A 24,237-nucleotide genomic window follows, 5' to 3' on the forward strand; every position below is an offset into this window, starting at 1 on the left:
AAAAGTTTAGAGGTAATTTTATGACTTTTACGGTAATTATTCCTGCAAGATATGCTTCAAGTCGTTTGCCAGGAAAACCGCTTGCAGATATTCATGGCAAACCAATGATAATTCGAGTTATGGAGCAGGCTAAAAAATCGTCAGCTAATCGAGTAATCATTGCAACTGATAACCAACAAGTATTTGATGTAGTCAAAAGCTATAATGGTGAAGTAATTCTCACTAGCGATAAGCATAATTCCGGTACAGAACGGTTAGCGGAAGTAATTGATAGTTACAAATTTGCTGATGATGAAGTTATCGTTAATGTTCAAGGTGATGAGCCTTTGATTCCCCCAGTTATTATTGATCAGGTAGCCGAAAATCTAGTGAAATTCAAAACTGGCATGGCGACGTTAGCTGTTCCTATTGATAGCGTTGAAGAGGCGTTCAATACGGGAGCAGTAAAAGTCGTGACAGATAAAGATGGTTATGCACTTTATTTTTCAAGAGCGACTATTCCTTGGGAGCGAGACCGTTTTGCTAATTTAAATGAGCAAGGTAAGGTAGATCAAATTGGCGATTTTTATTTACGTCATATAGGAATTTATGCTTATCGAGCTGGTTTTATTAGGCAGTATATAAAATGGGCACCTTCGGCATTAGAGTCAATTGAAATGCTAGAACAACTGCGTGTACTTTGGTATGGTGAAAAAATTCATGTCGCTGTAGCTAAAGAACCTCCAGCAATTGGTGTCGATACTCAAGAAGATTTAGAAAAAGTAAGAACATTATTTAAGGAGTAGATGATGGCAACGTTTACAGGTTTTACTCAGGCAGGATTAAACTTTTTACAAGATGCATGGATTAATAATAGTAAGGTTTGGTTTGATGAACACCGAGCTATTTATGACAATGATTTAGTAAAACCTTTTAGATTATTAGTTGAGCAGTTAACGCCAGCTATGCTAAAAATTGATGAGTGGTTTGAAACGCGTCCCGCTATTGGTAAAACCATATCTCGTATTCATCGTGATACTCGATTCTCAAAAGACAAATCGTTATATCGTAGCCGACTATGGTTAACTTTCAAACGCCCAAATCGTGATTGGAAAGAGGCGCCAGCCTATTTTTTTGAAATCAGTCCAGATTGTTATCGTTACGGATTAGGTTATTATTGTGCATCGAAACAGACTATGGATATATTTCGTGAAGAAATTTTAAATGATACCGAAAAATTTCTAAAAGTTATTCGATGTGTTAAAAAGCCATTTGAATTAGTTGGTGAGTCTTACAAAAGACCTTTAATCAAAGATGAAAAAATATCGACATGGTATAACCGAAAAAGTCTTGCTGTGATGGTAACCAATAATCATATTGAAGATGTATTAGATGGTAATTTAGCTGATAAACTTGCTAAAGGTTTTAAACAACTATTACCACTATATGATTATTTAATGCGGGTTGAAATGATTAAAAACATTCCAAATCTGTAAAATAGATATTAAAAAATAGCGCTCCTCAAATATTTTGAAAGCTTAAAATTAATTCTTTAACACCATTTATAATAAACTGGGCACCCACACAAACTAATAAAAAGCCCATAATTCTCGAAGTGGCTTCAATGCCACTTTTTCCCATAAACCGCATTATGTTGCCTGCGCTACGCATACAGAACTATAAAATAATACATAATAGTAATGGAATAGATGATGCATAAACTACCCAAGTTGATAGGTTATATCCCCCACTTTTCAAAGTTGAGGACATACTGATAATCATCGAAATAGTTCCTAGACCAGTGGTGCTTGGTATAGCAAGAGGTATAAATGCAATATTATTTGAAAAAGGCGTAATTTATACGCCTATATAAAAACGAATTGAGTAAATAACGATTAAAACGGAATATCGTCATCGAAATCCATTGGTGGTTCTGGCATAGCTGGTTGACTTGCTGGTGCAGTTGATGAAGCACGAGGTGCTGCAGGAGTAGTTGGCACAGAGGATGTATTATTTGCACTTTGTCCCCAACTTTTTGAACCTTCATTATAAGAGTCATTATTAGGGCGGTTACCTAAAATTTGCAATACGCCACCAATAGGGTTGATAACAACTTCTGTAGTGTAACGATCTTGACCTGATTGGTCTTGCCATTTACGAGTTTGTAGTTGCCCCTCAATATAAACGAGTGTTCCTTTTTTAATGTATTCACCAGTAATTTCAGCTAATTTACCAAATACGACAATTCGATGCCATTCTGTTTTTTCTCGATTCTCGCCAGTTTGCTTGTCTTTCCAAGTTTCTGATGTAGCAACATTAAAATTTGCGACAGTATTACCAGTTGACATGACACGTACTTCTGGATCTTGACCTAAATTACCAACTAAAATGACTTTATTAATTCCTCGGGTTGCCATTATAAACTCCTAACAATTGCATAGATATATAATTGCGCTATTGTAACATGAGACTGAAATAACATCACCGAATTTAATTTAAATTTGGAAGTTTGTATCCAAATTTTAAAAATTCAGAAAGATTGGCTTAGACATAGGAATTTTTGCCTATAACGAGTATAATGCCACCCATTTCATATCTTAAACATTTTTCTGCTGGAGGCCTTATGATTAATGCGTTTGGATTAAAAAACAAACAATTAGTAAAAATTAATGAAGGCGATATAAAGAATGCGACTTGGATTGACTTGATCGAGCCGGAAGAAGCTGATCGTGAATTCATCCTGACCAATTTAGGTCAAAATTTAGCAACAAGTATCGAATTAGACGATATTGAAGCATCAGCTCGTTTTTTCGAAGATAATGAAGGACTACATGTTCACTCCTTCTTTTTTTATGAAGATGCAGAAGATCGTGCCGGTAACTCTACCGTCGCTTTTACAGTGCATAATGGACGTTTATTTACATTGCGTGAACGCGATTTACCTGCGTTTCGACTATACCGAATGCGTTCTCGTTATCAGGGAATGAATGATGGGAATCCGTATGAAGTTTTATTAGATTTATTTGAAGTTAAAGTTGAACAGTTAGCCGATCAAATTGAAAACATATATAGTGAGCTAGAAGAATTGAGCTTAATTATTATGGATCGTTCCGCTCAAGAGCATTATGATGAAGCGATTACTTCCTTAGCTGAGCTCGAAGATACGGCGTGGAAAGTACGTCTCTGTTTAATGGATAGTCAGCGTGCGGTTAACTATTTAGTTCGTCGTGCTAAGATGCCTGTTGAACAGTTAGAACAAGCGAGAGAAGTTATTCGAGATATTGAATCATTGGTACCCCATAATGAGTCATTATTCCAAAAGGTTAACTTTTTAATGCAAGCAGCTACTAGTTTTATAAATATTGAACAAAGCAGAATAATTAAGATTTTCTCGGTTGTTTCTGTGGTATTTTTACCACCAACAGTAGTTGCATCAGCATATGGTATGAACTTTGAAAATATGCCTGAGTTAAAATGGGAATATGGATATCCATTATCTTTATTGTTGATGTTAATAGCAGGGGTCGCTCCTTACATTTACTTTAAACTCAAAAAATGGCTTTAGTGGTTATTTTCCTTTCAACTTTTTAAAAATTACCCGCTAACAATTTTGTTAGCGGTAATAGTAAATTCTGTTAAAGCAATCTAGTTAAATCATTATAAATAGTCCATAATATTGCCAGTTTTATTTTTAATATTTATTGAACTATTGTTCATATAGAAAGATTTTATTTTTAGAAAAAGGGAATAACATGAGTCAATATGCACTAGTTACGGACATTGGTGGAACCAACGCTCGTTTTGCACTTTATGATTTAGCAACTAATGAATTATCCGCAATAACTAAAATCCTCATTTCAAAAGATGATGTACTACTTGAATTAATTAAAAACTATTTGAAATCCCAAGCGGTAACAGTGGATATGGCTTGCATTGCCATAGCTTGCCCAATCAATGAAAGTGATTTGATTGAAATGACTAATAATAATTTGTCGTTTTCTCGTTCAGAACTTATCAAAGAACTTAAACTAACTAAGTTAGAAGTAATTAATGACTTTACTGCAGTTTCAACATCTATTCCTCAATTATCCGCGCAAGATGTGGTTAAAATTGGTGGTGAGGAGCCGAATCTTGATTATCCAATAGCAATCTATGGTGCCGGAACGGGGTTAGGGGTTTCTCATTTAGTTAAAGTCAATGGTCATTGGATTAGCCTATCAGGCGAGGGTGGTCATACAGAATTACCTATGGTTAATGAACAAGAAGATCGAATTTTAGCTCAGTTAAGAAAAAAATTTGGTCGAGTTTCTTCAGAGCGTTTTTTATCGGGTAATGGTATTGTTAATATCTATCAAGCTTTGTTACAGATCAATAATCAACCAGTTGAAGATATCACCCCAGATATTATTGTGAATAAAGCATTATCAAATAGTTGCCCAATTTGCTCAGAAACATTAACTCATTTTTGTACTTTTATGGGGCGATTTGGGGGTAATTTAGCCTTAACACTTAATACTCAAGGCGGTGTGTATATTGCTGGCGGTATTGTGCCTAGATTTATAGAATTTTTTAAATCATCACCATTTAGAGAAGCATTTGAACATAAAGGTCGTATGTCTTATTTAGTTAAAAAAATTCCTGTTTATGTGATTACTCATAAAGATCCGGGATTATTTGGTGCAGGTGTCTATTTGCAAAATAGCCTGAGATAATTGAGAAATAGGATTTTAGTTTATGATGTGGTGTTATATTTATAGAAGCACAAAAAAAGAAAATTGTTATTTCTATATGGAAAAAGAGAACGATTTCTCTCCAATTCCTGAAAAAATTATGTCAATTTTTGGCACGCCAGCTTTTGTCATGAAAGTCTTACTCGATGGTAAACGGCGTTTTGTGGTAGGAACAGCACAGGAAATTGAGGAAAAAATTAAAGCGGATGGATTTTTCTTACAAATGTTAAATGAAGACGATTTTAAAGTATGATTGAACCATTTTGGGAATATAAAACTTTAGATCAAATGAGTGATGACGAGTGGGAACAACTATGCGATGGTTGTGGCCAATGTTGCCTAAATAAATTACAGGACGAGGATACTGACGAAATACTGTATACCAATGTTGCATGTAATTTGCTTGATTCAAATACCTGCCAGTGCAGACATTACCACAACCGTTTTAAATATGAGCCTGATTGCATCAAGCTGACAAGGGAAAATTTACTGACAATTGAGTGGTTACCAGCAACTTGCGCTTATCGTTATTTTTCAGAAACAGGGCAGTTACCGCAATGGCATCCATTAATTGTTGGAAATAAAAAGTTAATGCACAAATTAAAAATATCAGTCAAAAATCGAATTGTGTATGAAAAAGATGTGATTTGTTGGGAAGATCATATTATTTAAAAAGAGAGCCTAGGCTCTCTTTTATTTTTATAGTATAAGCCATAAATTTCCAAGAAAATCGACAGCTAATAAGTTTAAAAACATTAATATAAAAACAAATATCATAAATGAAATATCAATCATACCTAATGGCGGTATAATGCGCCGAATAGGTGCAATAAGTGGTTCTGTTAATTGAGCAAGTAATTCATCAGTATAAGATTGTCCACGACTAACCCAACTTAAAATAGCTCTGAATAATAATAACCAAAAAATGAGGTGTCCAACCGAATGAGCCATTGCAGCCAAGGCGAATAATAGGTAATAAGGGCTAAACAACGGTGCGTTATATCCCTCAAAACGGAAAATAAACATAATTTTTAGTAATGCAACTGCATAAAAAAGAATCCATGTCGCCGTGTCGATACGACCAATAGATGGAATAAGTTTTCGCATTGGACCAATAATCGGTTGGGTAATACGAACAATAAATTGAGTAAAGGGATTATGAAAATTTACTCGCGCATACTGCATCCACAAACGTAGAATAAGTATGTATAAGCAAATAGTGAAAATAGCCCTTCCTAAGAAGATTAACGAAATCATTTAATACTCCTAAAATCTAAAATGATCTGCAATATATCACACATATTGCCGTGCACCAAAGATTGCACTACCAATGCGAACCATTGTACTGCCTGCAACAATAGCTGCTTTCATATCGCCTGACATGCCCATTGATAATGTATCTAAAAAAGGATAATCCGTTTTCAATGATTCTAAAAGCTGAGTCATCTGTTCAAATACCTCAAGCTGTTTGGCATAATCATTTTCTATCTCGGGGATGGCCATAAGGCCACGTAACCTTAAATTAGGTAATGTAATTATCTGCTTAACTAAATCGGCGACTTCATCTACTGCAATTCCAGATTTACTCTCTTCATTACTAATATTTACCTGAATAAGAACATTTAACTTATCCATATCTGTAGGTCGCTGATCATTTAAACGCTGAGCAATTTTGAAACGTTCAATGGTGTGCATCCAATCAAAATTTTCAGCAACTAACTTAGTTTTATTTGATTGCAATGGCCCGATAAAATGCCAAGTAATCGGGGTATTCGGCATATTTTTATTAAAGTAAGCAATCTTTTCAACACCTTCTTGAACATAATTTTCACCAAAGGCTAATTGGCCTGCATCAATTGCTTGAGCGATTAATGTGACCGGCTTGGTTTTACTTACTGCAATAAGTTCAATTGTATTGGGATTTCGATCGCAATCTAAGGCAATTTTATGTATTTCATTTTTAATCTTGATTAAATTGTCATGTACTGTATTCATATTAATTCCCAATAAACTAATGGATAGTGAGTGAAAATGATAAATTCAATGTTGGCTTTTAGTGTAACGCAAAAAGCTTCTGATTTGCATCTTTCTAGTGGTGAAAAACCGTGGATTCGTATTAATGGTGAGCTAAAACCTATTGCACAAGATGAATTATCGCCACAAAAACTTGAAATTGATTTATTTGATCTATTAAATGACGATCAAAAGGGACTATTACAACAGCATCGACAAATTGATTTTGGTTATCATCTTGAAGATATAGGCCGTTTTAGGGTAAATATTTTTTTTCAAAAACGTGGTATTTCAGCCGTATTTCGAATTATTAAGCAAAAAATACCAAGCTTAACTGATATTCAGGCACCTGATGTACTAAATGAATTAGCAAAAGCAGAATCTGGAATTATCTTAGTTACTGGCGCAACAGGTAGTGGAAAATCGACAACTTTAGCTGCATTAATTAATCATATAAATCAGACGTTAGCTAAACATATTATCACATTAGAAGACCCTATTGAGTTCATTTATCAAAGTGATAAATCACTTATCCAACAACGCGAAATTAACCATTTTGGTGATGCAATTGATAGTTTATTAAGGCAAGATCCAGATATCATTTTATTGGGTGAATTACGCAATAAACAGACCATTCAAGCTGCATTAACTATTGCTGAAACCGGTCATTTAGTTCTTGCTACATTGCACACTCGTACTGCAATACAGACAATCAACCGTATTATTGATGCCTTTGAAGAGGGGACACGTGCATTAATTCGCACTCAGCTATCAAATAGTTTAAAAGCGATAGTCTGCCAAAAATTAATACCTTATAAACAAAGTCGAAAAGCTATTTTTGAAGTTCTGATCAACACCCCAGCCGTCAGCAATTTGATCAACGAAGGTAAAACAAGGCAGATATTATCATTAATGCAAACAGGTCAACAAGTTGGTATGCAATTAATGATTGATTAAGTTAAATAGTAAAAATTTTGTCTTCTTTTTATTCGTAAATTTTATAAGTTTTATTCAAAAATTTATTTTATAATCTTTATAGTATTTCATTCATAAAGGTATAAACAAATGGAACAGCGTATAGGTCTTATCGGTATTGGTAATATGGGTAATGCTATTTTACAAGGTATTTTAGCAAGTAATATTGTGCCGGGAACGCAAATTTACGTTTATGATCCTCATCCCGAAAAGGGCCAAGCACTTAATCAAACGCATTCAATAAATAATTTAGAATCGGCAAAAGATGTTGCACGAGAATCAGATATTGTTTTCATAGCAGTTAAACCCAATGTTATTGTGGATGTATTAAATGATATTCAAAAAGAGTTAAAAAAAAATACCATTGTCATCTCGATTGCCGCCGGTGTAACGATTAAAACTATTGCGCAATGTGTAGGCTATGAACAAAAAATTGTTAGAGTTATGCCAAATACTCCAGCTTTAGTTAATGCCGCTATGTGTTCTATCACACCTAATACAGAAATTACTGATCAAGAATTAACAATTGTTGAAACTTTATTAAATTGTATTGGTGAAACAGAAGTTGTACCTGAATACTTAATTGATGCCGTAGTTGGGGCAAGTGGCTCTTCTCCTGCATTTGTATTTATGTTCATTGAAGCATTGGCTGATGGTGCAGTTAAAGGTGGTTTATCTAGAAAACAAGCTTACAAATTTGCGGCACAAACAGTGATGGGTTCAGCTAAATTATTGCTGGAGACAGGAAAACATCCAGGTGAATTAAAAGATATGGTTTGTTCACCAGCCGGTACTACAATTGAAGGCGTGCAAGTACTTGAGGAAAAAGGCTTTCGAGCAGCTATCATTGACGCAGTAGAGGCTTCAATTCAAAAATCCAAAGATTTGTCAAAAAATTAAAGATTGTTAACATGAACAATAACAAATAGTTATTGTTCATTTCATTTTTAATTGTAAATAATAGCAAATCATTGCTTGTATTAGTCATCTATTTATGAGTTAATAGTCCTCAGCATATTACATGCAGATATATTTTGTAACATTTAGATTTATGCAGTTTGTAGTTTACTTTAATCACATTTGTATTAGTTCTCTTCAGTCTTCTCTTCTGTTTGTTAATAAGTAGTCTAGGTTTTATGTTCTAATGTTTCGCCTTTGATGGCTGTAATTAATTTATTTATAGGAAGATTTTTATGTCTAAAAAAACTGGTCAAGTTAAATGGTTCAATGAAAGTAAAGGTTTTGGTTTTATTTCACCTGCTGATGGAAGTAAAGATGTGTTTGTTCATTTTTCTGCAATCTCTGGCGATGGATTTAAAACTTTAGGCGAAGGTCAACAAGTTGAGTTCTCTATCCAGGATAGTCCTCGTGGCCCTGCTGCTGCTGATGTTACAATTATCTAATTGTATTCTCATATAACCTTATCAGTATTCAAATACTGATAAGAGTTTTTACATTTAAATTATAGACTTTCCTTAGCAATTCTTATATTATCCCTCCGAAGTAATTCAATAACATATTTTATGTTCTAAATATTTATAATTTTAAGGAAAAGAAACAATGAAAAAATTAGTATTATCTGTTGCATTATTAGGTTTATCTTCTGTTGCTATGGCTGAGTTATCAGAATCTTGCAAAACTTACTTTGAAAAAGTTGATAGCTTTGTTAAATCAATCCCTGATGATGCTGCGACTAAACAACAAACAGACATGATCAAACAAAACTTAGAAACAGCTAAACAACAAATTTCTGCAATGCCTACAGCTAACCAAGAAGAAGGCTGTAAACAAGCAACTGAAGTATTAAAACAACTAGAAGCTTCAATCCCAGCTAAAAAATAAAGTCATTGTTTAGACGCTATTATTTCTTACGATAGCGAAAATCCCAAGGGGCTATTGGATGTTTATCTTTCCATAGTCCTTTTTTGTTTTGTTTAGCTTTTAATTCGAGCTTTACCATATTCTTATTACTAGCAACGCCTTTGAAGCGGTAAGCCCACGCAAAGCCATTTTCCACCATCTTAGCATTAATGTTGACTTGTTTTAGATAGATGACGCCTAAGGTCCGTTGATAAATATCCTTTTTATTTTCTTTAACATAAACAGTTTTACCCGCAATCAACGATGCTAAGTATTTTCTTGATGCATTACCATATGCTTGGTGTCTTTCTGGAGCATCAATATCGAGTAACCGGACGCGAATTTTTTTATTTGTTAATATATCAACGGTATCACCATCAATTACTTTTACAACTTTACCATTAAAGTCTGCTTGTGCTTGACCGATTACAACAAATAAGAGGATTAGGAGAGATTTTCTTAAAAAATACATTACGGATTGTTTCTTAAAATAGTAGCGTAAAAAAAGCTACTCCTTGCTAATTATCAATAATTAATAATAGTGAGCAAGGAGTGTAAGATTATATTGAATTAAAATTCAGACGTGTCTTTAAATAAACCAACTTTAAGATCAGTTGCTTCATAAATTAATTTACCATCAACGTAAACTTCACCATCGCCGATTCCCATGATTAATTTACGATTAATAACACGTTTAAAATTAATTTTATAAGTCACTTTTTTGTTATTAGGTAATATTTGACCTTTTAATTTTAATTCACCAACACCAAGCGCTCGGCCTTTACCTTTACCGCCAATCCAGCCTAAATAAAAACCGACTAATTGCCATAAAGCATCAAGACCAAGACAACCAGGCATTACCGGATCGTTTTTGAAATGACATTTAAAAAACCATAAATCAGGATTAATATCAAACTCAGCTTCAACATAACCTTTACCGAAACTACCACCGTCTTCATTCATTTCAATAACGCGATCCATCATTAGCATCAAATCAGACGGTAATGGCGGTCCATCATGACCAAATAATTCACTATTACCTGATTTAATTAGATCTGCTTTATCATACGAAGATTTACGTTCAAATGTCATAAAAAAACCTTTTATTTTGTTGTCATTACATAATTGCTTATAGAATCATTATTGATTAAAAAACTAATAATTAACCTAAGCTGTAAAGTTTTAAATGATTATTTCATTAATCGCATCAATGAAATTTTGGTCTCAAGTTTATTGTGTATTGTTACTTTTTGCAATTTTTTTCCAGCGACTGAGCCAACCATCACGTCTTCTATCTTGAATTAGCATTGATTGCATACGAGCATGAATCAACTTATAAAGACTAATATTATTCTCATCTTTGTAAGGAATACCAGTTAATAAATAGAGCGCATCGGCGACATGTTCGACAGTCCAAATAGAGAATTTATCATTATTAATTGCCTCAATAATATCATCGCTTAAGCTTAAATGGCGCTGATTACTAGCAGGAATAATAACGCCTTGTTGGCCAGTCAAACCTTGGTGCTGACAAACAGCAAAAAATCCTTCTATTTTCTCATTAACGCCACCAATAGATTGAACATGGCCAAATTGGTCAACAGATCCTGTCACAGCTAATTGCTGATCGATAGGTTGATTAGATAGTGCACTAATCAGCGCGCAAAGCCCCGCTAGTGAAGCGCTATCGCCATCAATCTCATTATAGGATTGTTCAAATACTAATGACGTAGAAAATGGAAGTTGATGATTGATTGCAAACTCCGACATAATAAACGCTTGCATAATCATCATCCCTTTAGAATGAATATTGCCAGCAAGATCGGTTTTACGTTCAATATCAATTAATTCACCGTCACCAAAATGGACAAGACAGCTTAACCGTGTTGGCTCACCAATCGCTTTTGGATAACCGGGGTATTCAATAACTGACAACCCATTAATCTGCCCAACCACTTGTGACTGAGTATCAATCAAAATTTGATTGGTAAAAATCTCATCATGGAACCGCTCAGCTAAATAATTTTCTCGCCATGCTTTTTGTTCTAAAGCCTTTGTGACGGCTGAAGCATCAATATTCTCATTTTCTATAAAATAAGATGAATTTAGCAGAATCGATTGCACCCATTCAACGCTAAGTGGTAAATAATATTGATCACCCGTATATCTTGTTGCGTGTTTATAAATTTTAGCAAAAGCAGATTGCTCAATTTTGGGTAGCGCTAAGTGGTGGCTTATAAATTGTAAATAATTCATCCAATCATTAATTCGCTGAGGTTCAGTTATATGCATTTCACTTTCAAATTCAGCGTAAATAGATGATGAATAAAATTCTGGTTCAAATTCCTGCAATTCAGCTAGAGAGAGCCTATCTCCGACTAAAATAATGCGTAAATCCAAAGGCATGGCAGGAATAGATAATGGTAATGGATGAGAATCATCAGCTGAAAACCATTCAAAAGTTTGTGACAGAACCATCTGTTTTAACTTAGCCCAAACTACTGGTTGCGCAAGCAGTGAACGCAATCCTAAAATTAAAACACCACCATTAGCATCATGAACTAAACCAGCTTGTAATTTGATTGGACTATTTTCAGGTTGCCTAACACAACCAAATAGTTTCTCCATATCAACGATTGTTGCTGATAGACAATTATCTTGGGATGCAAAATTATCTTGCTTACTTTTCGCTTCAGTTAAGGTAATTTTATTATCACTAAAGTAATAGCTATAACCTAAATGGGTCGTTGTGAGATTACGCTTTACCGACTGCTTTAATAAATCAAAAAAAAGCTCGCTTTCAGATGCTTTTAAAAGCACAAAGCGAGAACGATACTGCGTATTATGATTTTTGCACAATAAGGATACAGCAGCAGCAACGCGAGGTTGCCACGATAACAAATTGGTTAATCCATCACTGCATAAATTTGTTTTAATATCGCTATTATTTACAATGTCATTTACGTTAGGTTGGACTTCTTGAGAGTTGAGTTGTTTGATTGCCAAAGTTAGTATCTTTTTAATTAGCTATATTATTAAAGCAAATTATAACAAGTATCGATAGCAACGCCAACAAATAACCAAAGGCTTTATGCTAAAAAAATTACGGAAAGATTTTAAAAAATCAGTTAAACTGTGGCGTAAATTTCAATTAAGTTTTTCTTGGTAATTACTACAATTAAATATGCTCAAACTCAAAAACAATCATATCAAAGACGATAAAACCTCGCAGATAGTTAGTTGGGGGCATTGGTTTACGCTATTTAATATTCTGGTAGTCATTTTACTTGGTAGCCAATATTTGCTCATTGCTGATTGGCCCCGAACATTCATGGGGCGTTTTTATGCAATTATTAGTGCGATTGGGCATTTTAGTTTTCTTACTTTCATTGTTTATTTGATATTGCTTTTTCCGTTAAGTTTTCTTATTCACTCTTCACGATGGCAAAGGATTATTGCAACTATCGTTGCAACGATAGGAATTAGTTTACTGCTTATTGATGTTGAAGTTTTCTCGCATTTTAGAATGCATCTAAATTTATCTATCTGGCAACTATTTACCTCGGATAAAGCATCTTTTTTCAATAGTGCATTTATATTAATACCCTTTATTCTTTTGGTTGAAATATTATTCTCGATTTGGAGTTGGAAAAAACAACGCAGTTTAAGTAAACGCAAACGTTTTGCCAGACCTGTAGTAATAGGTTTTATTCTATGCTTTGTCTCATCACATTTGATTCATATTTGGGCCGATGCTAACTTCTATCGTCCAATTACGATGCAACGATCAAGCTTACCGCTATCGTATCCGTTAACGGCGCGTCATTTTCTTGAGCGTTATGGATTTATTGAAGAGAATGGTTATCGTAATCGCGCAATTCAAGAAGGTAACCCATTTGCGATCGCTATTGAATATCCACTCGATAAAATTTCATTTAATGAAAATCAAGATAAACCGAATATCTTGATTATTGATATTAATGGTTGGAATGATCGACTATTAGCCAATAATATGCCTTGGCTGAAAGAATTTGCTAGCCAAAATATACAATTTACTAATCATTATGGCGCAAGTAGCCAAGCCTACTTAAATAACTTCTCATTATTCTATGGCCTTGACCCGAATTATTATAATAGTATCTTGGCCGGGCATAAGCCATCGGTATTATTCGAAACTGTAACTAAACAACATTATAACGTTGGTCTATTCTCTGCTGATGGTTTTTCTGAACCACTTTATCGTTATGCATTATTGTCTAATTTCACCACCCCAGATGGTAAAAAGCAGTCTAACAAGCAAACCACTGATAATTGGATGGCATGGCACGATGAACAAAATCAACTCGAAAACCACGCTCCTCTATTTTCTGTCATCCAATATTCACTGGGTGCCAAAAATAAAAAAATGCCAATAACCGAATTAGAGACAGATGCAAAAAAACTCGACCAATATTTAGAATCTTTAATTGCATATTTAACATTATCTAATGCATACGAAAACACCATAATTATTATTACCGGTTCTAATGACATAAAAATAGATGATGCTAAAAAATCTGCTTTACGTAATGATGAAATTAACTTTAATCGAAATGCCTTAAAAGTACCATTAATTATTTCATGGCCAGGTAAAGAGGCAAAAGAAGTTAATAATATAACTTCTGAAACGGATATATTAAGAACATTAATGCAAGATGCTCTCAACGTCACTACATCTGCAAAACAGTATAGCCAAGGTCAAAATCTATTTAACCAACAAGAGCGTGAATGGATTCTAGCTGGAAGTGAAAATCAGGTTGCAGCGCTTTATGGTAATAAAACCGTGGTAATTGATGCGTATGGACGATCTAAGATCTATGATCTAAACGGTAATCAATTGAAAGATGAAAAGATAAACTTACCTACATTCTTACAAATTGTCACCGAAAATCGTCATTTTATTGTGGTAGATAATTAAACAATGTTTTCCAAAGAGGTGAATATTACTTCACTTCTTTTCCCATTGCTTGTAGATCAGCATGATAAGATGAACGCACAAATGGCCCGCAAGCTGCATGGGTAAATCCCATAGCCAGCGCCATTTGTTTTAATTCATCAAATTCCTCAGGTGAAACATAACGTTCCACTGGCAAATGATACTTACTTGGTTGGAGATACTGACCTAAAGTTAGCATGGTAACACCATGGCTACGCAAATCTTTTAAAACCTGAATAAGTTCTTCATTGGTTTCACCTAATCCGACCATTAATCCTGATTTTGTGGGAATTTCGGGATGTTTTTGTTTAAACGTTTCAAGTAATTGTAACGAACCCTCATAACTTGCTCCTGGGCGTATTTTTTTATACAACCGAGGAATATTTTCCAAATTATGATTAAACACATCCGGAGGGTTTTCACTTAAAACCGCAACGGCTTCATCAACACAACCACGAAAATCAGGAGTTAAAGTTTCAATTTTTATATTCGGACTTAATGAACGAATCTCTTGAGTACATGAAGCAAAGTGACTCGCTCCGCCATCTTTCAAGTCATCACGATCAACAGAGGTGATCACAACATAACGCAATTTCATCTCTTGAATTGTTTGCGCAAGCTTATTCGGTTCCTCACGGTCTGGTGGCAAAGGGCGACCATGAGCAACATCACAGAAAGGGCAACGACGAGTACAAATATCCCCTAAAATCATAAAAGTCGCGGTCCCATGATTAAAGCACTCCGCCAAGTTAGGGCATGAAGCCTCTTCACAAACCGAATGTAACCCATGTTTACGCATCGTATTTTTAATATGCGTAATATTTTCTGTATTTGCCGACAACTTAATTCTCATCCAATCAGGTTTTTTTAAAGGAGCTGTATCCTCTATAGTGATTGAGGGAATTAGACGCGTTTTTTCGGCATCACGATATTTTGAACTGCGGATTTCAGTATTTTGCATAATTCACATCTTAATAGTTTGGTAGCTGATTAATAAAATAATCAGTCAATAAATGGTTAATCTCTTGGCGATCAATTTTTGAAACATATTGTTTCAACTGCGTCATTTCTAATCCAGCATAACCACATGGATTAATATAATTAAAAGGAGTGAGATCCATATCGATATTAAGGGCTAATCCATGTAAGGTACAGCCACGCTTAATATGTAATCCAAGAGAACAGATCTTCTGTTGATTGACATAAACGCCCGGAGCGTCTTGTTTTGAATATGCGACTATCTCATAGTGTTTTAATGTTTGAATAACACTATTTTCTAAATAATTGACGACATCACGAATACCTATTTTACGCCTTTTTAAATCCAATAAGATATACATAATTTGTTGCCCAGGCGCATGGTATGTAATTTGACCACCACGATCAGTTTGCACAACAGGAATATCCGTTTTAGTAAGCAGGTGCTCAGGTTTTCCAACCTTACCTTGAGTAAAAACCGGAGGATGTTCAACTAGCCAAATCTCGTCTTGAGTTTGCTTATCACGCTGCTGAGTAAAATCATGCATAGCTTGATAAGTATGCCAATAAGGCATAGTTTTTAACTCTTTAATAATGACGTTTTTACTTGGCATATTATCTGTCAATTCAGTCTTAATTTAACAATAAATTAACAACTATATAGCAGATTTTACTATAACTTGACAACCGCTAACTATTCAAGGTATAACTCAAAACGCAGTATTCTTTCCAATCTCATGAGTTAAATTTGACTTATATCAAATAATTATCTTTTTATTTATATTAATAATTGAAATAGTTGATTAATTTAATAGGAATTAACATTCTTTTCAGGGCGGTGGTTTGCTTTACTTTTTAATGGAAACTGGCAGACTGATATCAATTAAGCATCCGTAATGCAAAGTTGAAGCTTATAATTTTAGTTATGGCGTCTGTTATAGCTAAGGATAGCAAAAACTGCATTTTTTAAACAAAAAAGAGGTTTTATATGTCGGACATGCAAATGAATGATATCGATCCAGTCGAAACAAAGGATTGGCTGGAAAGTTTAGATTCTATTATTCGAGAAGAAGGCGTCGAACGTGCTCAATATATTATTGAACAGATTGTCAATAAAGCTAGAGATGGTGGTGTCCCTTTACTATTTGGTTCTTCAACCAGTAACTATATAAACACAATCCCTGTCGAAGAACAACCAGCATATCCAGGTGATTGGGAAATTGAAAGACGAATCCGTTCAATTGTTCGGTGGAATGCAATTATGATGGTCTTACGAGCTTCTAAAAAAGATTTAGAGCTTGGTGGTCATATGGCATCATTCCAATCTGCTGCTACATTTTATGAAGTATGTTTTAACCATTTCTTCCGTGCTCGCAATGAAAAAGATGGTGGGGATTTAATCTATTTCCAAGGTCATATCTCACCGGGTATCTACTCACGCGCTTTTATTGAAGGTCGTTTAACTGAAGAACAGCTTGATAACTTTAGGCAAGAAGTTCACGGTAAAGGTTTATCATCTTATCCTCATCCAAAATTAATGCCGGAATTTTGGCAATTCCCAACCGTATCAATGGGGTTAGGACCAATTAGTGCAATCTTCCAAGCTCGCTTTTTAAAATACTTAAACCATCGTGGTTTAAAAGATACCACTGAACAAACTGTTTACGCGTTCTTAGGTGATGGTGAAATGGATGAGCCAGAAGCAAAAGGTGCAATTACAGTTGCAACACGTGAAAAACTTGATAATTTAGTCTTTGTTATCAATTGTAACTTGCAACGTCTTGATGGTCCGGTAACCGGTAATGGCAAAATAGTGAACGAACTAGAAGGTGTGTTTGCTGGAGCTGGTTGGAATGTGATTAAAGTACTTTGGGGCGATCGTTGGGATAAATTATTGCAAAAAGATAAATCAGGAAAATTAATTCGTTTAATGAATGAAACTCTTGATGGCGATTATCAAACCTTCAAATCAAAAGACGGCGCTTATGTACGTGAACACTTTTTTGGAAAATATCCTGAAACGGCTGAATTAGTCAAAGATATGTCTGATGAAGAGATCTTCAGACTAAACCGTGGTGGTCAAGACCCCGAAAAAATGTTTGCTGCATTTGCAAGAGCAAAAGAGACAAAAGATCGCCCAACAGTTATTTTAGCCCACACCATTAAAGGATATGGAATGGGTGAAGCCGCAGAGGCGAAAAACATTGCACACCAAGTCAAAAAAATGAATATGGATGGCGTTCGCCATGTTCGTGACTTCTTCAACATTCCGGTTACTGATGAAGCACTCGAAAAATTACCTTATATCAAATTCGAAGAACATAGCCCTGAATACAAATATATCCATGAACGACGTCAAGCATTAAATGGTTATGTGCCTTCACGACTAACTAAATTCTCAGGAACGGTTTCTATCCCTCCTTTAAGCGAATTTGCGCCGTTACTTGAAGCACAATCTAAAGAAATCTCAACCACTATCGCTTTTGTGCGTGCACTTAACATCATGCTAAAAGATAAAGACTTAGCACCGCGACTAGTACCAATTCTCGCTGACGAAGCGCGTACGTTTGGTATGGAAGGTCTATTCCGCCAAATTGGTATATATAACCCACATGGTCAACAATATACCCCACAAGATAAAGAGCAAGTTGCTTACTATCGTGAAGATGAAAAAGGTCAAATTCTCCAAGAAGGTATTAACGAATGTGGCGCGACTGCATCATGGTTAGCGGCTGCTACTTCTTATAGTAATAACGATTTACCGATGATTCCTTTCTACATCTATTACTCAATGTTTGGCTTCCAACGCATTGGTGATTTAATGTGGGCGGCGGGTGACCAACAAGCTCGAGGCTTCATGATTGGAGGAACCTCTGGTCGCACAACATTAAATGGTGAAGGCTTACAACACCAAGATGGTCACAGCCATATTCAAGCATTAACCATCCCTAACTGCTTATCATACGATCCAGCCTACGCTTATGAGGTCGCGGTTATTATGCAAGATGGCTTACGTCGTATGTATGGTGAACAAGAAAATGTTTACTACTACATCACCACACTAAATGAAAACTATGCCCAACCTGCAATGCCTGAAGGTGCAGAAGAGGGGATTCGTCGTGGTATTTATAAGTTAGATACCGTTGAAGGCCAACAAGGCAAACCAACAGTTCAATTATTAGGTTCTGGATCAATGCTACGTCATGTTCGTGAAGCGGCTGATATCCTTGCTAAAAACTATGGCGTCAGTTCTGATATTTACAGTGTAACGTCATTCACCTTACTTGCTCGAGATGGTCAAGATTGCGAACGTTACAACATGTTACATCCAAGCGAAGAAGCAAAAGTGCCATATGTTGCTCAAATAATGAATAACAATCCTGCTGTTGTTTCCACTGATTACATGAAACTTTATGCAGAACAAATTCGAGGATTTGTACCAGCAGAAAGCTACCGAGTACTCGGTACAGATGGATTCGGTCGTAGTGATAGCCGAGAAAATTTACGTCATCATTTTGAAGTCGATGCATCTTATGTTGTGATTGCAGCACTAGGAGAACTAGCTAAACGTGGTGATATTCAGCCAAGTATTGTTGAAGACGCGATTAAAAAGTTCGAAATCAATGCTGACAAACTCAATCCACGTATTGCATAAGAGGTAAAAATAATGAGTATTGAAATAAAATTACCTGATATCGGAAGCGATGAAGTTGAAGTAACAGAAATCCTAGTTAAAGTCGGCGACAAAGTTGATGTAGATCAATCACTATTGACTGTTGAAGGCGATAAAGCATCGATGGAAATACCGGCACCACAGGCTGGTATTGTGAAGTCAATCATTGTCAAAGTTGGCGATAAAGTGACGACAGGTGTTAGTATTATGGAATTTGATGAAGAGGGCGCAAGCGCGTCAAAAACGCCTGCTCCAGAAGTTTCAGCTCCAGCTCCAGCTTCTGCGCCAGCACAAAATAGTAGCCAAGTAGTTGATGTTAATGTTCCAGACATTGGTGGCGATGAAGTAGAAGTGACTGAAATACTAGTTAAAGTTGGTGACTCAGTAGCAGTTGATGATTCACTCATCACTGTTGAAGGTGACAAAGCCTCGATGGAAGTACCTGCAACTATAGCTGGTACAGTAAAAAGCATCACTGTTAAAATTGGTGATAAAGTCAAAACTGGCTCCAAAATAATGGAGTTTGAAACGAATAGTGCACCCGTCAAAGCTGAACCTGCGCCAGCTCCAGCTCCAGCTCCAGCTCCAGCTCCAGCTCAAGCTCAAGCTCAAGCTCAAGCTCCTGCACCAGTTGCTGAGACTGCTAAACCTGCACCAACTGCAAATGAATTTGTAGAAAACGATGCTTACGCACATGCCACACCATCAGTTCGACGATTAGCAAGAGAATTTGGTATCAATCTTGCAAAAATCCAACCTACAGGCCCTAAACATCGTGTACTTCGTGAAGATATCCAAAACTATGTCAAAAATGCCGTAAAACAAGTCGAAAACGGTGGATCATCTGGTGCATTCCCTGGATTATTACCATGGCCAAAAGTCGATTTCAGCAAATTTGGTGAAATTGAATCTTTACCATTAACTAAAATTCAAAAAGTTTCTGGTGCAAATTTACATCGAAACTGGGTGATGATTCCTCATGTCACTGAATTTGATGAAACAGATATCACTGAACTAGAGGCATTTCGTAAGCAACAAAATGCTGAAGCAGAAAAGAAAAAACTCGATCTCAAAATTACTCCGCTCGTGTTTATCATGAAGGCCGTAGCGAGTGCTTTAACTGCTTATCCGCGTTTTAATAGTTCATTGTCAGAAGATGCACAAACTCTTATCATTAAAAAATACATCAACATCGGTGTGGCAGTTGACACGCCAAATGGTTTAGTTGTTCCTGTATTTAAAGATGTAAATAAAAAAGGCATTATTGAACTTTCACGTGAACTTGCTGAAATCTCCAAAAAAGCGCGAGACGGTAAACTCACAGGTAGTGATATGCAAGGTGGTTGTTTCACTATTTCCAGTCTTGGTGGCATCGGAACGACATCATTTACCCCAATTGTAAATGCGCCAGAAGTGGGCATACTTGGTGTATCTCGCTCAAGTATGAAACCAGTATGGAATGGTAAAGAATTTACACCACGCTTAATGTTACCTTTATCATTATCCTTCGATCACCGAGTGATTGATGGCGCAGATGGTGCACGCTTCTTAAGCCATATTGTTAATGTTTTATCCGACTTACGTCGACTAGTGATGTAAGGGGGGAAATCAGTTATGAGTCAAGATATCAAAACACAAGTTGTTGTATTAGGTGCCGGGCCAGCGGGTTATTCCGCTGCTTTCCGTGCGGCCGATCTTGGATTAGATGTGACATTAGTCGAACGCTACTCAACCTTGGGTGGTGTTTGCCTTAATGTTGGCTGTATTCCTTCTAAAGCATTATTGCATGTTGCTAAAGTGATGGATGAAGCAAAATCCCTCACCGAACATGGAATCCATTTTGGAACGCCAAAGTTAGAGCTCGACAAAGTTCGTGCTTGGAAAGAAAAGGTAATCAATCAGCTTACTAACGGGCTGGCAGGCATGGCCAAAATGCGTAAAGTTAATGTGATTCAAGGTGAAGCGCAATTCACCGGTAGTCACACAATGGATGTCACTTCTGCCAAAGGGATAACTAAAATTACCTTTGATAATGCTATTATTGCAGCAGGATCTCGACCAATAACCTTACCATTCATTCCTCATGACGATCCTCGTATATGGGACTCAACCGATGCGTTAGCATTAACCACTATTCCTAAAAAATTACTGTTAATGGGTGGTGGTATTATTGGTCTGGAAATGGGTACCGTATATCACGCATTGGGTTCAGAAGTGGATGTGGTTGAAATGCTAGATCAGGTGATCCCAGCTGCGGATAAAGATGTGATAAAAGTCTTTACCAAACAAATTCAAAAGAAATTTACCTTACGCTTAGAAACTAAAGTAAATACGGTCGAAGCCAAACATGATGCAATCTATGTCACCATGGAAAAGAAAGATGGAACCATCGAAACGCACACTTACGACGCAGTACTAGTGGCGATAGGTCGAGCGCCAAATGGTAAACTTATCAATGCTGAAAAAGCTGGAGTAAATGTGACCGATCGTGGTTTTATCGAAGTCGATAAACAGATGAGAACTAACGTTCCACATATCTATGCGATCGGTGATATTGTGGGTCAACCAATGTTAGCTCATAAAGGGGTTCATGAAGGGCATGTTGCAGCTGAAGTGATAGCTGGTAAAAAACATTATTTCGATCCGAAAACCATACCATCAATTGCCTACACCGAACCAGAAGTTGCTTGGGTAGGATTAACTGAAAAAGAAGCGAAAGCAAAAGGTATCGATTATGAGGTCGCCATATTCCCATGGGCAGCATCAGGGCGAGCAATTGCGTCTGATTGTTCAGAGGGGATGACTAAACTAATCTTCAACAAAGCCGATAATCGCCTTCTTGGTGGTGCGGTAGTTGGAGCAAATGGTGGTGAACTTCTTGGAGAGATCACTCTTGCTGTAGAGATGGGCTGTGATGCAGAAGACATTGCACTAACCATCCACGCTCACCCTACCTTACATGAATCAATTGGACTCGCGTCCGAAGTGTATGAAGGTACGGTTACCGATCTACCTAATCCAAAGGCTTTAAAAAAATAACTAGTATTTTTTAGTATTAATGAAATAAAACCATGTCGTTAGTTAACTAACGGCATTTTTTATATGTGTTTAAAGAAATATCATTTTATAAAGAAGTGAGTACCAGAAAACTTTATAGTTAGGAAAATCCAATAGGAAATGATATATCAAAACGATATAATTTAATATTTGATATGGTTTTCAGATTATATTGTTGAAACTTTTATTATTTTTCTTAATTCTTTTAACTTATTAATTGTCATGATAAATAACAAAAAGAGGAATTTATAAAATTCCCCTAATTGTTTCATGGTAATCCTTTTTAGCTTTTCTAAACTAGGAATCTATTTGACTAGAATATACCAATCACTACACCTACCGATGTAATAGCTGTAATGATCAAAATGACTTTTGTCGCCGTCATCTGTTTTGCTGATACTAACCACCATGCCAATAGCACCATAGATAGAGGTAATATTTTCGGGAATATACTATCAAGTACACTTTGTAATGATTTCATGCTTTCGCCCATAGGTATTTCCAAGGAAGAATTAAGCACAATATTACCTGCAGCTAAACCACCTACGACCATTATACCAAGTACATTAAACGCATCAGTAATACGTTTGACGTTATCACCAATAATATTATCAATCGCATTAACTCCCAATTTATAGCCGTAATGGAAACTAAAATAGGAAATCAATGGGCCTAAAATACCATAAGATAAAATATAAAAAATAGGACCGATAGCATTACCACCCGCAGCCATTCCCATGGCTATTGATAACAATATTGGTACGATAATACCTTGAATGAGGGAATCACCAATTCCGGCTAAAGGCCCCATTAGCGTGGCTTTAATATTTACCGGTAATTCTTCTGGCACATTTTTACCTAAGGCGATCTCTTCTTCCATAGAGGCAACAATGCCGTTAATAATTTGGCCTGTTTGTGGTTCGGTATTATAAAACATAGAATGTCTGACTAATAAGCGGCGCTTCGCTTCAGGATCATTTTTATAATACTTTTCTGCAAAAGGAATATAGGAAAAAGCCCACGCATGTGCTTGTAATTTTTCATAACTCATTGATGATAAATGGGTAAAACCCCATCGATACCAAATTTGACGTAACTCTTGTTTTGTTAAACGTTGTTCATCCATTAATTTATCCATGTTATTCTCCTTTTTAAAACAGATCATCATCTTCAAAAACATCTGAATTTGATTGATTTGTTTCTTTAATTGTTGCTGCCGATTTACTGCTTGCAATAAAATATAAGTAAGCAACTAAAGCGGAGATGAAGACTAGGGCTATCATACTTAACTCTGCAAAAGCTAATAAAACAAAGCCAGCGAAGAAAAAGATTAACTGAACTTTCGATTTAATCACAATATTCATCAGCATTGCGATACCTAATGCTGGTAAAACACCACCCAATACTGAAATAATTTTAGTAATTATTTCTGGTACATTAGTTAATAACCATTCCACCAATCCAGAGCCATAATAAATAGCTAAAAAGACTGGAACGGCACGTAATAGAAAAGTGGTAACTTGTGGATAAAATAGGTGATTTAAAATAATACCACGAGTATTGTTTGTTTCGGCTGCGTGTTGAGCTTTACTATTCCAAAATGAATATAATGCCATTCGAGTATTATAAAATATCAACCCAAAAGTTTGGCCCAATAAAACAGAAAGCGTTACTGCTACGGCAGGCTCTTTGGTTGTGGCAAGAGCTAAACCAATACCGCCATAAGCTGCATAAGTGATTTCACTATTCGTTGCCCCTCCTGTTGATAAATTGGCAATAAAAACAGCTTGAACAGCTAAACCGCACAATACACCAGCTTGTATATCTCCAAAGGCTAAACCAACTAATAAACCCGCAACCAAAGGTCTTCCAACTATATAAAATCCACCTGACATACCAAAAAGCCATGGTGATTCAATCGCGCCTAAATAACAAAATATCCCTGTTAATAAAGCGGGAATAAAAAGCGTTGTTTCCATAATTTTTCCCTCTGAATA

The 24,237-nt window shown here is 35.8% G+C and carries 24 protein-coding genes and 1 pseudogene; 14 read left to right on the top strand and 11 right to left on the bottom strand.

Annotated elements, in window-relative coordinates:
- The first annotated feature begins 20 nt into the window (after positions 1-20).
- Both kdsB and J3U00_RS01465 read left to right on the top strand, forming a co-directional pair.
- Entirely contained in the window at positions 21-785 is a 765-nt protein-coding gene (kdsB, locus tag J3U00_RS01460) for a 3-deoxy-manno-octulosonate cytidylyltransferase (RefSeq protein ID WP_267331283.1), read from the top strand.
- On the top strand, positions 786-1,475 hold the full coding sequence (locus J3U00_RS01465) for a DUF2461 domain-containing protein (protein ID WP_416379862.1): 690 nt from the start codon (positions 786-788) through the stop codon (positions 1,473-1,475).
- Between the two features lie 25 nt (positions 1,476-1,500).
- Here J3U00_RS01465 and J3U00_RS11610 read toward each other — a convergent pair.
- Both J3U00_RS11610 and ssb read right to left on the bottom strand, forming a co-directional pair.
- A pseudogene (locus tag J3U00_RS11610) lies at positions 1,501-1,836 on the bottom strand (MarC family protein).
- A gap of 38 nt (positions 1,837-1,874) precedes the next feature.
- Positions 1,875-2,396 (bottom strand): single-stranded DNA-binding protein, encoded by a 522-nt coding sequence (gene ssb, locus J3U00_RS01470; protein WP_267331285.1) that lies wholly within the window; start codon positions 2,394-2,396, stop codon positions 1,875-1,877.
- 206 nt (positions 2,397-2,602) lie between these two features.
- On the opposite strand from ssb, the gene corA reads away from it, so the two are divergent.
- From corA to J3U00_RS01490, 4 genes are all read left to right on the top strand, one after another.
- Entirely contained in the window at positions 2,603-3,544 is a 942-nt protein-coding gene (corA, locus tag J3U00_RS01475) for a magnesium/cobalt transporter CorA (protein WP_065734620.1), read from the top strand.
- A gap of 187 nt (positions 3,545-3,731) precedes the next feature.
- Positions 3,732-4,691 (top strand): glucokinase, encoded by a 960-nt coding sequence (locus J3U00_RS01480; protein WP_065734559.1) that lies wholly within the window; start codon positions 3,732-3,734, stop codon positions 4,689-4,691.
- A 22-nt stretch (positions 4,692-4,713) separates the two neighbouring features.
- A complete protein-coding gene (locus tag J3U00_RS01485) occupies positions 4,714-4,962 on the top strand; it encodes a YcgL domain-containing protein (protein ID WP_267331286.1) in 249 nt (82 codons plus the stop codon).
- Complete coding sequence (locus tag J3U00_RS01490) at positions 4,959-5,381, top strand: YcgN family cysteine cluster protein (RefSeq protein WP_065561932.1); 423 nt, start codon at positions 4,959-4,961, stop codon at positions 5,379-5,381. Before J3U00_RS01485 ends, J3U00_RS01490 begins: the two co-directional genes overlap by 4 nt.
- 27 nt (positions 5,382-5,408) lie before the next feature.
- On the opposite strand, the gene J3U00_RS01495 is transcribed toward J3U00_RS01490, so the two are convergent.
- Both J3U00_RS01495 and J3U00_RS01500 read right to left on the bottom strand, forming a co-directional pair.
- Complete coding sequence (locus tag J3U00_RS01495) at positions 5,409-5,966, bottom strand: YggT family protein (protein WP_267331287.1); 558 nt, start codon at positions 5,964-5,966, stop codon at positions 5,409-5,411.
- A 36-nt stretch (positions 5,967-6,002) separates the two neighbouring features.
- The gene (locus tag J3U00_RS01500) at positions 6,003-6,704 is read right to left on the bottom strand and encodes a YggS family pyridoxal phosphate-dependent enzyme (RefSeq protein WP_065734557.1); all 702 of its coding nucleotides are present in this window, start codon (positions 6,702-6,704) and stop codon (positions 6,003-6,005) included.
- Between the two features lie 36 nt (positions 6,705-6,740).
- On the opposite strand from J3U00_RS01500, the gene J3U00_RS01505 reads away from it, so the two are divergent.
- The 4 genes from J3U00_RS01505 (at position 6,741) to J3U00_RS01520 (ending at position 9,539) form a co-directional block, all read left to right on the top strand.
- The gene (locus J3U00_RS01505; protein ID WP_267331494.1) at positions 6,741-7,679 is read left to right on the top strand and encodes a type IV pilus twitching motility protein PilT; all 939 of its coding nucleotides are present in this window, start codon (positions 6,741-6,743) and stop codon (positions 7,677-7,679) included.
- A 108-nt stretch (positions 7,680-7,787) separates the two neighbouring features.
- The gene (proC, locus tag J3U00_RS01510; RefSeq protein ID WP_267331288.1) at positions 7,788-8,597 is read left to right on the top strand and encodes a pyrroline-5-carboxylate reductase; all 810 of its coding nucleotides are present in this window, start codon (positions 7,788-7,790) and stop codon (positions 8,595-8,597) included.
- A 293-nt stretch (positions 8,598-8,890) separates the two neighbouring features.
- Positions 8,891-9,100 carry a cold shock domain-containing protein gene (locus J3U00_RS01515; protein ID WP_034909833.1) on the top strand — a complete coding sequence of 70 codons (210 nt, stop codon included), beginning with the start codon at positions 8,891-8,893 and terminating at the stop codon, positions 9,098-9,100.
- 157 nt (positions 9,101-9,257) lie between these two features.
- On the top strand, positions 9,258-9,539 hold the full coding sequence (locus J3U00_RS01520; RefSeq protein WP_065561927.1) for a DUF5339 domain-containing protein: 282 nt from the start codon (positions 9,258-9,260) through the stop codon (positions 9,537-9,539).
- A gap of 19 nt (positions 9,540-9,558) precedes the next feature.
- Here the strand turns inward: J3U00_RS01520 and J3U00_RS01525 are convergent, their stop codons facing one another.
- From J3U00_RS01525 to J3U00_RS01535, 3 genes are all read right to left on the bottom strand, one after another.
- A complete protein-coding gene (locus tag J3U00_RS01525) occupies positions 9,559-10,029 on the bottom strand; it encodes a thermonuclease family protein (RefSeq protein ID WP_065561926.1) in 471 nt (156 codons plus the stop codon).
- A gap of 98 nt (positions 10,030-10,127) precedes the next feature.
- Positions 10,128-10,649 (bottom strand): bifunctional 3-hydroxydecanoyl-ACP dehydratase/trans-2-decenoyl-ACP isomerase, encoded by a 522-nt coding sequence (gene fabA / locus J3U00_RS01530; RefSeq protein ID WP_065561925.1) that lies wholly within the window; start codon positions 10,647-10,649, stop codon positions 10,128-10,130.
- Positions 10,650-10,787: 138 nt separating this feature from the next.
- Positions 10,788-12,563, bottom strand: a complete 1,776-nt coding sequence (locus J3U00_RS01535) for an AAA family ATPase (protein ID WP_141673897.1) — start codon at positions 12,561-12,563, stop codon at positions 10,788-10,790.
- A 178-nt stretch (positions 12,564-12,741) separates the two neighbouring features.
- On the opposite strand from J3U00_RS01535, the gene J3U00_RS01540 reads away from it, so the two are divergent.
- Complete coding sequence (locus J3U00_RS01540) at positions 12,742-14,514, top strand: DUF3413 domain-containing protein (protein WP_267331289.1); 1,773 nt, start codon at positions 12,742-12,744, stop codon at positions 14,512-14,514.
- A gap of 25 nt (positions 14,515-14,539) precedes the next feature.
- Here J3U00_RS01540 and lipA read toward each other — a convergent pair whose 3' ends face one another.
- Together lipA and lipB are read right to left on the bottom strand one after the other, a co-directional pair.
- On the bottom strand, positions 14,540-15,493 hold the full coding sequence (gene lipA / locus J3U00_RS01545) for a lipoyl synthase (RefSeq protein ID WP_065734553.1): 954 nt from the start codon (positions 15,491-15,493) through the stop codon (positions 14,540-14,542).
- Between the two features lie 10 nt (positions 15,494-15,503).
- On the bottom strand, positions 15,504-16,124 hold the full coding sequence (gene lipB, locus J3U00_RS01550; protein WP_065734552.1) for a lipoyl(octanoyl) transferase LipB: 621 nt from the start codon (positions 16,122-16,124) through the stop codon (positions 15,504-15,506).
- Between the two features lie 374 nt (positions 16,125-16,498).
- Here lipB and aceE point away from each other — a divergent pair, with 374 nt between their 5' ends.
- From aceE to lpdA, 3 genes are read left to right on the top strand one after another with little or no spacing between them, the layout of a single operon-like run.
- Positions 16,499-19,165: a pyruvate dehydrogenase (acetyl-transferring), homodimeric type gene (gene aceE, locus J3U00_RS01555; protein ID WP_267331290.1), complete on the top strand. Its 2,667-nt coding sequence runs from the start codon at positions 16,499-16,501 to the stop codon at positions 19,163-19,165.
- A 12-nt stretch (positions 19,166-19,177) separates the two neighbouring features.
- Positions 19,178-20,782 (top strand): pyruvate dehydrogenase complex dihydrolipoyllysine-residue acetyltransferase, encoded by a 1,605-nt coding sequence (gene aceF, locus J3U00_RS01560; RefSeq protein WP_416380183.1) that lies wholly within the window; start codon positions 19,178-19,180, stop codon positions 20,780-20,782.
- A 15-nt stretch (positions 20,783-20,797) separates the two neighbouring features.
- A complete protein-coding gene (gene lpdA, locus J3U00_RS01565; RefSeq protein WP_267331291.1) occupies positions 20,798-22,222 on the top strand; it encodes a dihydrolipoyl dehydrogenase in 1,425 nt (474 codons plus the stop codon).
- A 331-nt stretch (positions 22,223-22,553) separates the two neighbouring features.
- Here the strand turns inward: lpdA and J3U00_RS01570 are convergent, their stop codons facing one another.
- Together J3U00_RS01570 and J3U00_RS01575 are read right to left on the bottom strand one after the other, a co-directional pair.
- Positions 22,554-23,378 (bottom strand): PTS system mannose/fructose/sorbose family transporter subunit IID, encoded by an 825-nt coding sequence (locus tag J3U00_RS01570; RefSeq protein ID WP_267331292.1) that lies wholly within the window; start codon positions 23,376-23,378, stop codon positions 22,554-22,556.
- A 13-nt stretch (positions 23,379-23,391) separates the two neighbouring features.
- Positions 23,392-24,219: a PTS mannose/fructose/sorbose/N-acetylgalactosamine transporter subunit IIC gene (locus J3U00_RS01575; RefSeq protein WP_267331293.1), complete on the bottom strand. Its 828-nt coding sequence runs from the start codon at positions 24,217-24,219 to the stop codon at positions 23,392-23,394.
- Between the last annotated feature and the right edge of the window lie 18 nt (positions 24,220-24,237).

Source organism: Gilliamella sp. B3127 (assembly GCF_026536935.1).
Taxonomy (GTDB): domain Bacteria; phylum Pseudomonadota; class Gammaproteobacteria; order Enterobacterales; family Orbaceae; genus Gilliamella; species Gilliamella apicola_E.

Coding starts and splice junctions, on each gene's coding strand:
- kdsB (WP_267331283.1), top strand. CDS start 21: ATGACTTTTACGGTAATTATTCCTGCAAGATATGCTTCAAGTCGTTTG.
- J3U00_RS01465 (WP_416379862.1), top strand. CDS start 786: ATGATGGCAACGTTTACAGGTTTTACTCAGGCAGGATTAAACTTTTTA.
- ssb (WP_267331285.1), bottom strand. CDS start 2,396: ATGGCAACCCGAGGAATTAATAAAGTCATTTTAGTTGGTAATTTAGGT.
- corA (WP_065734620.1), top strand. CDS start 2,603: ATGATTAATGCGTTTGGATTAAAAAACAAACAATTAGTAAAAATTAAT.
- J3U00_RS01480 (WP_065734559.1), top strand. CDS start 3,732: ATGAGTCAATATGCACTAGTTACGGACATTGGTGGAACCAACGCTCGT.
- J3U00_RS01485 (WP_267331286.1), top strand. CDS start 4,714: ATGATGTGGTGTTATATTTATAGAAGCACAAAAAAAGAAAATTGTTAT.
- J3U00_RS01490 (WP_065561932.1), top strand. CDS start 4,959: ATGATTGAACCATTTTGGGAATATAAAACTTTAGATCAAATGAGTGAT.
- J3U00_RS01495 (WP_267331287.1), bottom strand. CDS start 5,966: ATGATTTCGTTAATCTTCTTAGGAAGGGCTATTTTCACTATTTGCTTA.
- J3U00_RS01500 (WP_065734557.1), bottom strand. CDS start 6,704: ATGAATACAGTACATGACAATTTAATCAAGATTAAAAATGAAATACAT.
- J3U00_RS01505 (WP_267331494.1), top strand. CDS start 6,741: ATGATAAATTCAATGTTGGCTTTTAGTGTAACGCAAAAAGCTTCTGAT.
- proC (WP_267331288.1), top strand. CDS start 7,788: ATGGAACAGCGTATAGGTCTTATCGGTATTGGTAATATGGGTAATGCT.
- J3U00_RS01515 (WP_034909833.1), top strand. CDS start 8,891: ATGTCTAAAAAAACTGGTCAAGTTAAATGGTTCAATGAAAGTAAAGGT.
- J3U00_RS01520 (WP_065561927.1), top strand. CDS start 9,258: ATGAAAAAATTAGTATTATCTGTTGCATTATTAGGTTTATCTTCTGTT.
- J3U00_RS01525 (WP_065561926.1), bottom strand. CDS start 10,029: ATGTATTTTTTAAGAAAATCTCTCCTAATCCTCTTATTTGTTGTAATC.
- fabA (WP_065561925.1), bottom strand. CDS start 10,649: ATGACATTTGAACGTAAATCTTCGTATGATAAAGCAGATCTAATTAAA.
- J3U00_RS01540 (WP_267331289.1), top strand. CDS start 12,742: ATGCTCAAACTCAAAAACAATCATATCAAAGACGATAAAACCTCGCAG.
- lipA (WP_065734553.1), bottom strand. CDS start 15,493: ATGCAAAATACTGAAATCCGCAGTTCAAAATATCGTGATGCCGAAAAA.
- lipB (WP_065734552.1), bottom strand. CDS start 16,124: ATGCCAAGTAAAAACGTCATTATTAAAGAGTTAAAAACTATGCCTTAT.
- aceE (WP_267331290.1), top strand. CDS start 16,499: ATGTCGGACATGCAAATGAATGATATCGATCCAGTCGAAACAAAGGAT.
- aceF (WP_416380183.1), top strand. CDS start 19,178: ATGAGTATTGAAATAAAATTACCTGATATCGGAAGCGATGAAGTTGAA.
- lpdA (WP_267331291.1), top strand. CDS start 20,798: ATGAGTCAAGATATCAAAACACAAGTTGTTGTATTAGGTGCCGGGCCA.
- J3U00_RS01570 (WP_267331292.1), bottom strand. CDS start 23,378: ATGGATAAATTAATGGATGAACAACGTTTAACAAAACAAGAGTTACGT.
- J3U00_RS01575 (WP_267331293.1), bottom strand. CDS start 24,219: ATGGAAACAACGCTTTTTATTCCCGCTTTATTAACAGGGATATTTTGT.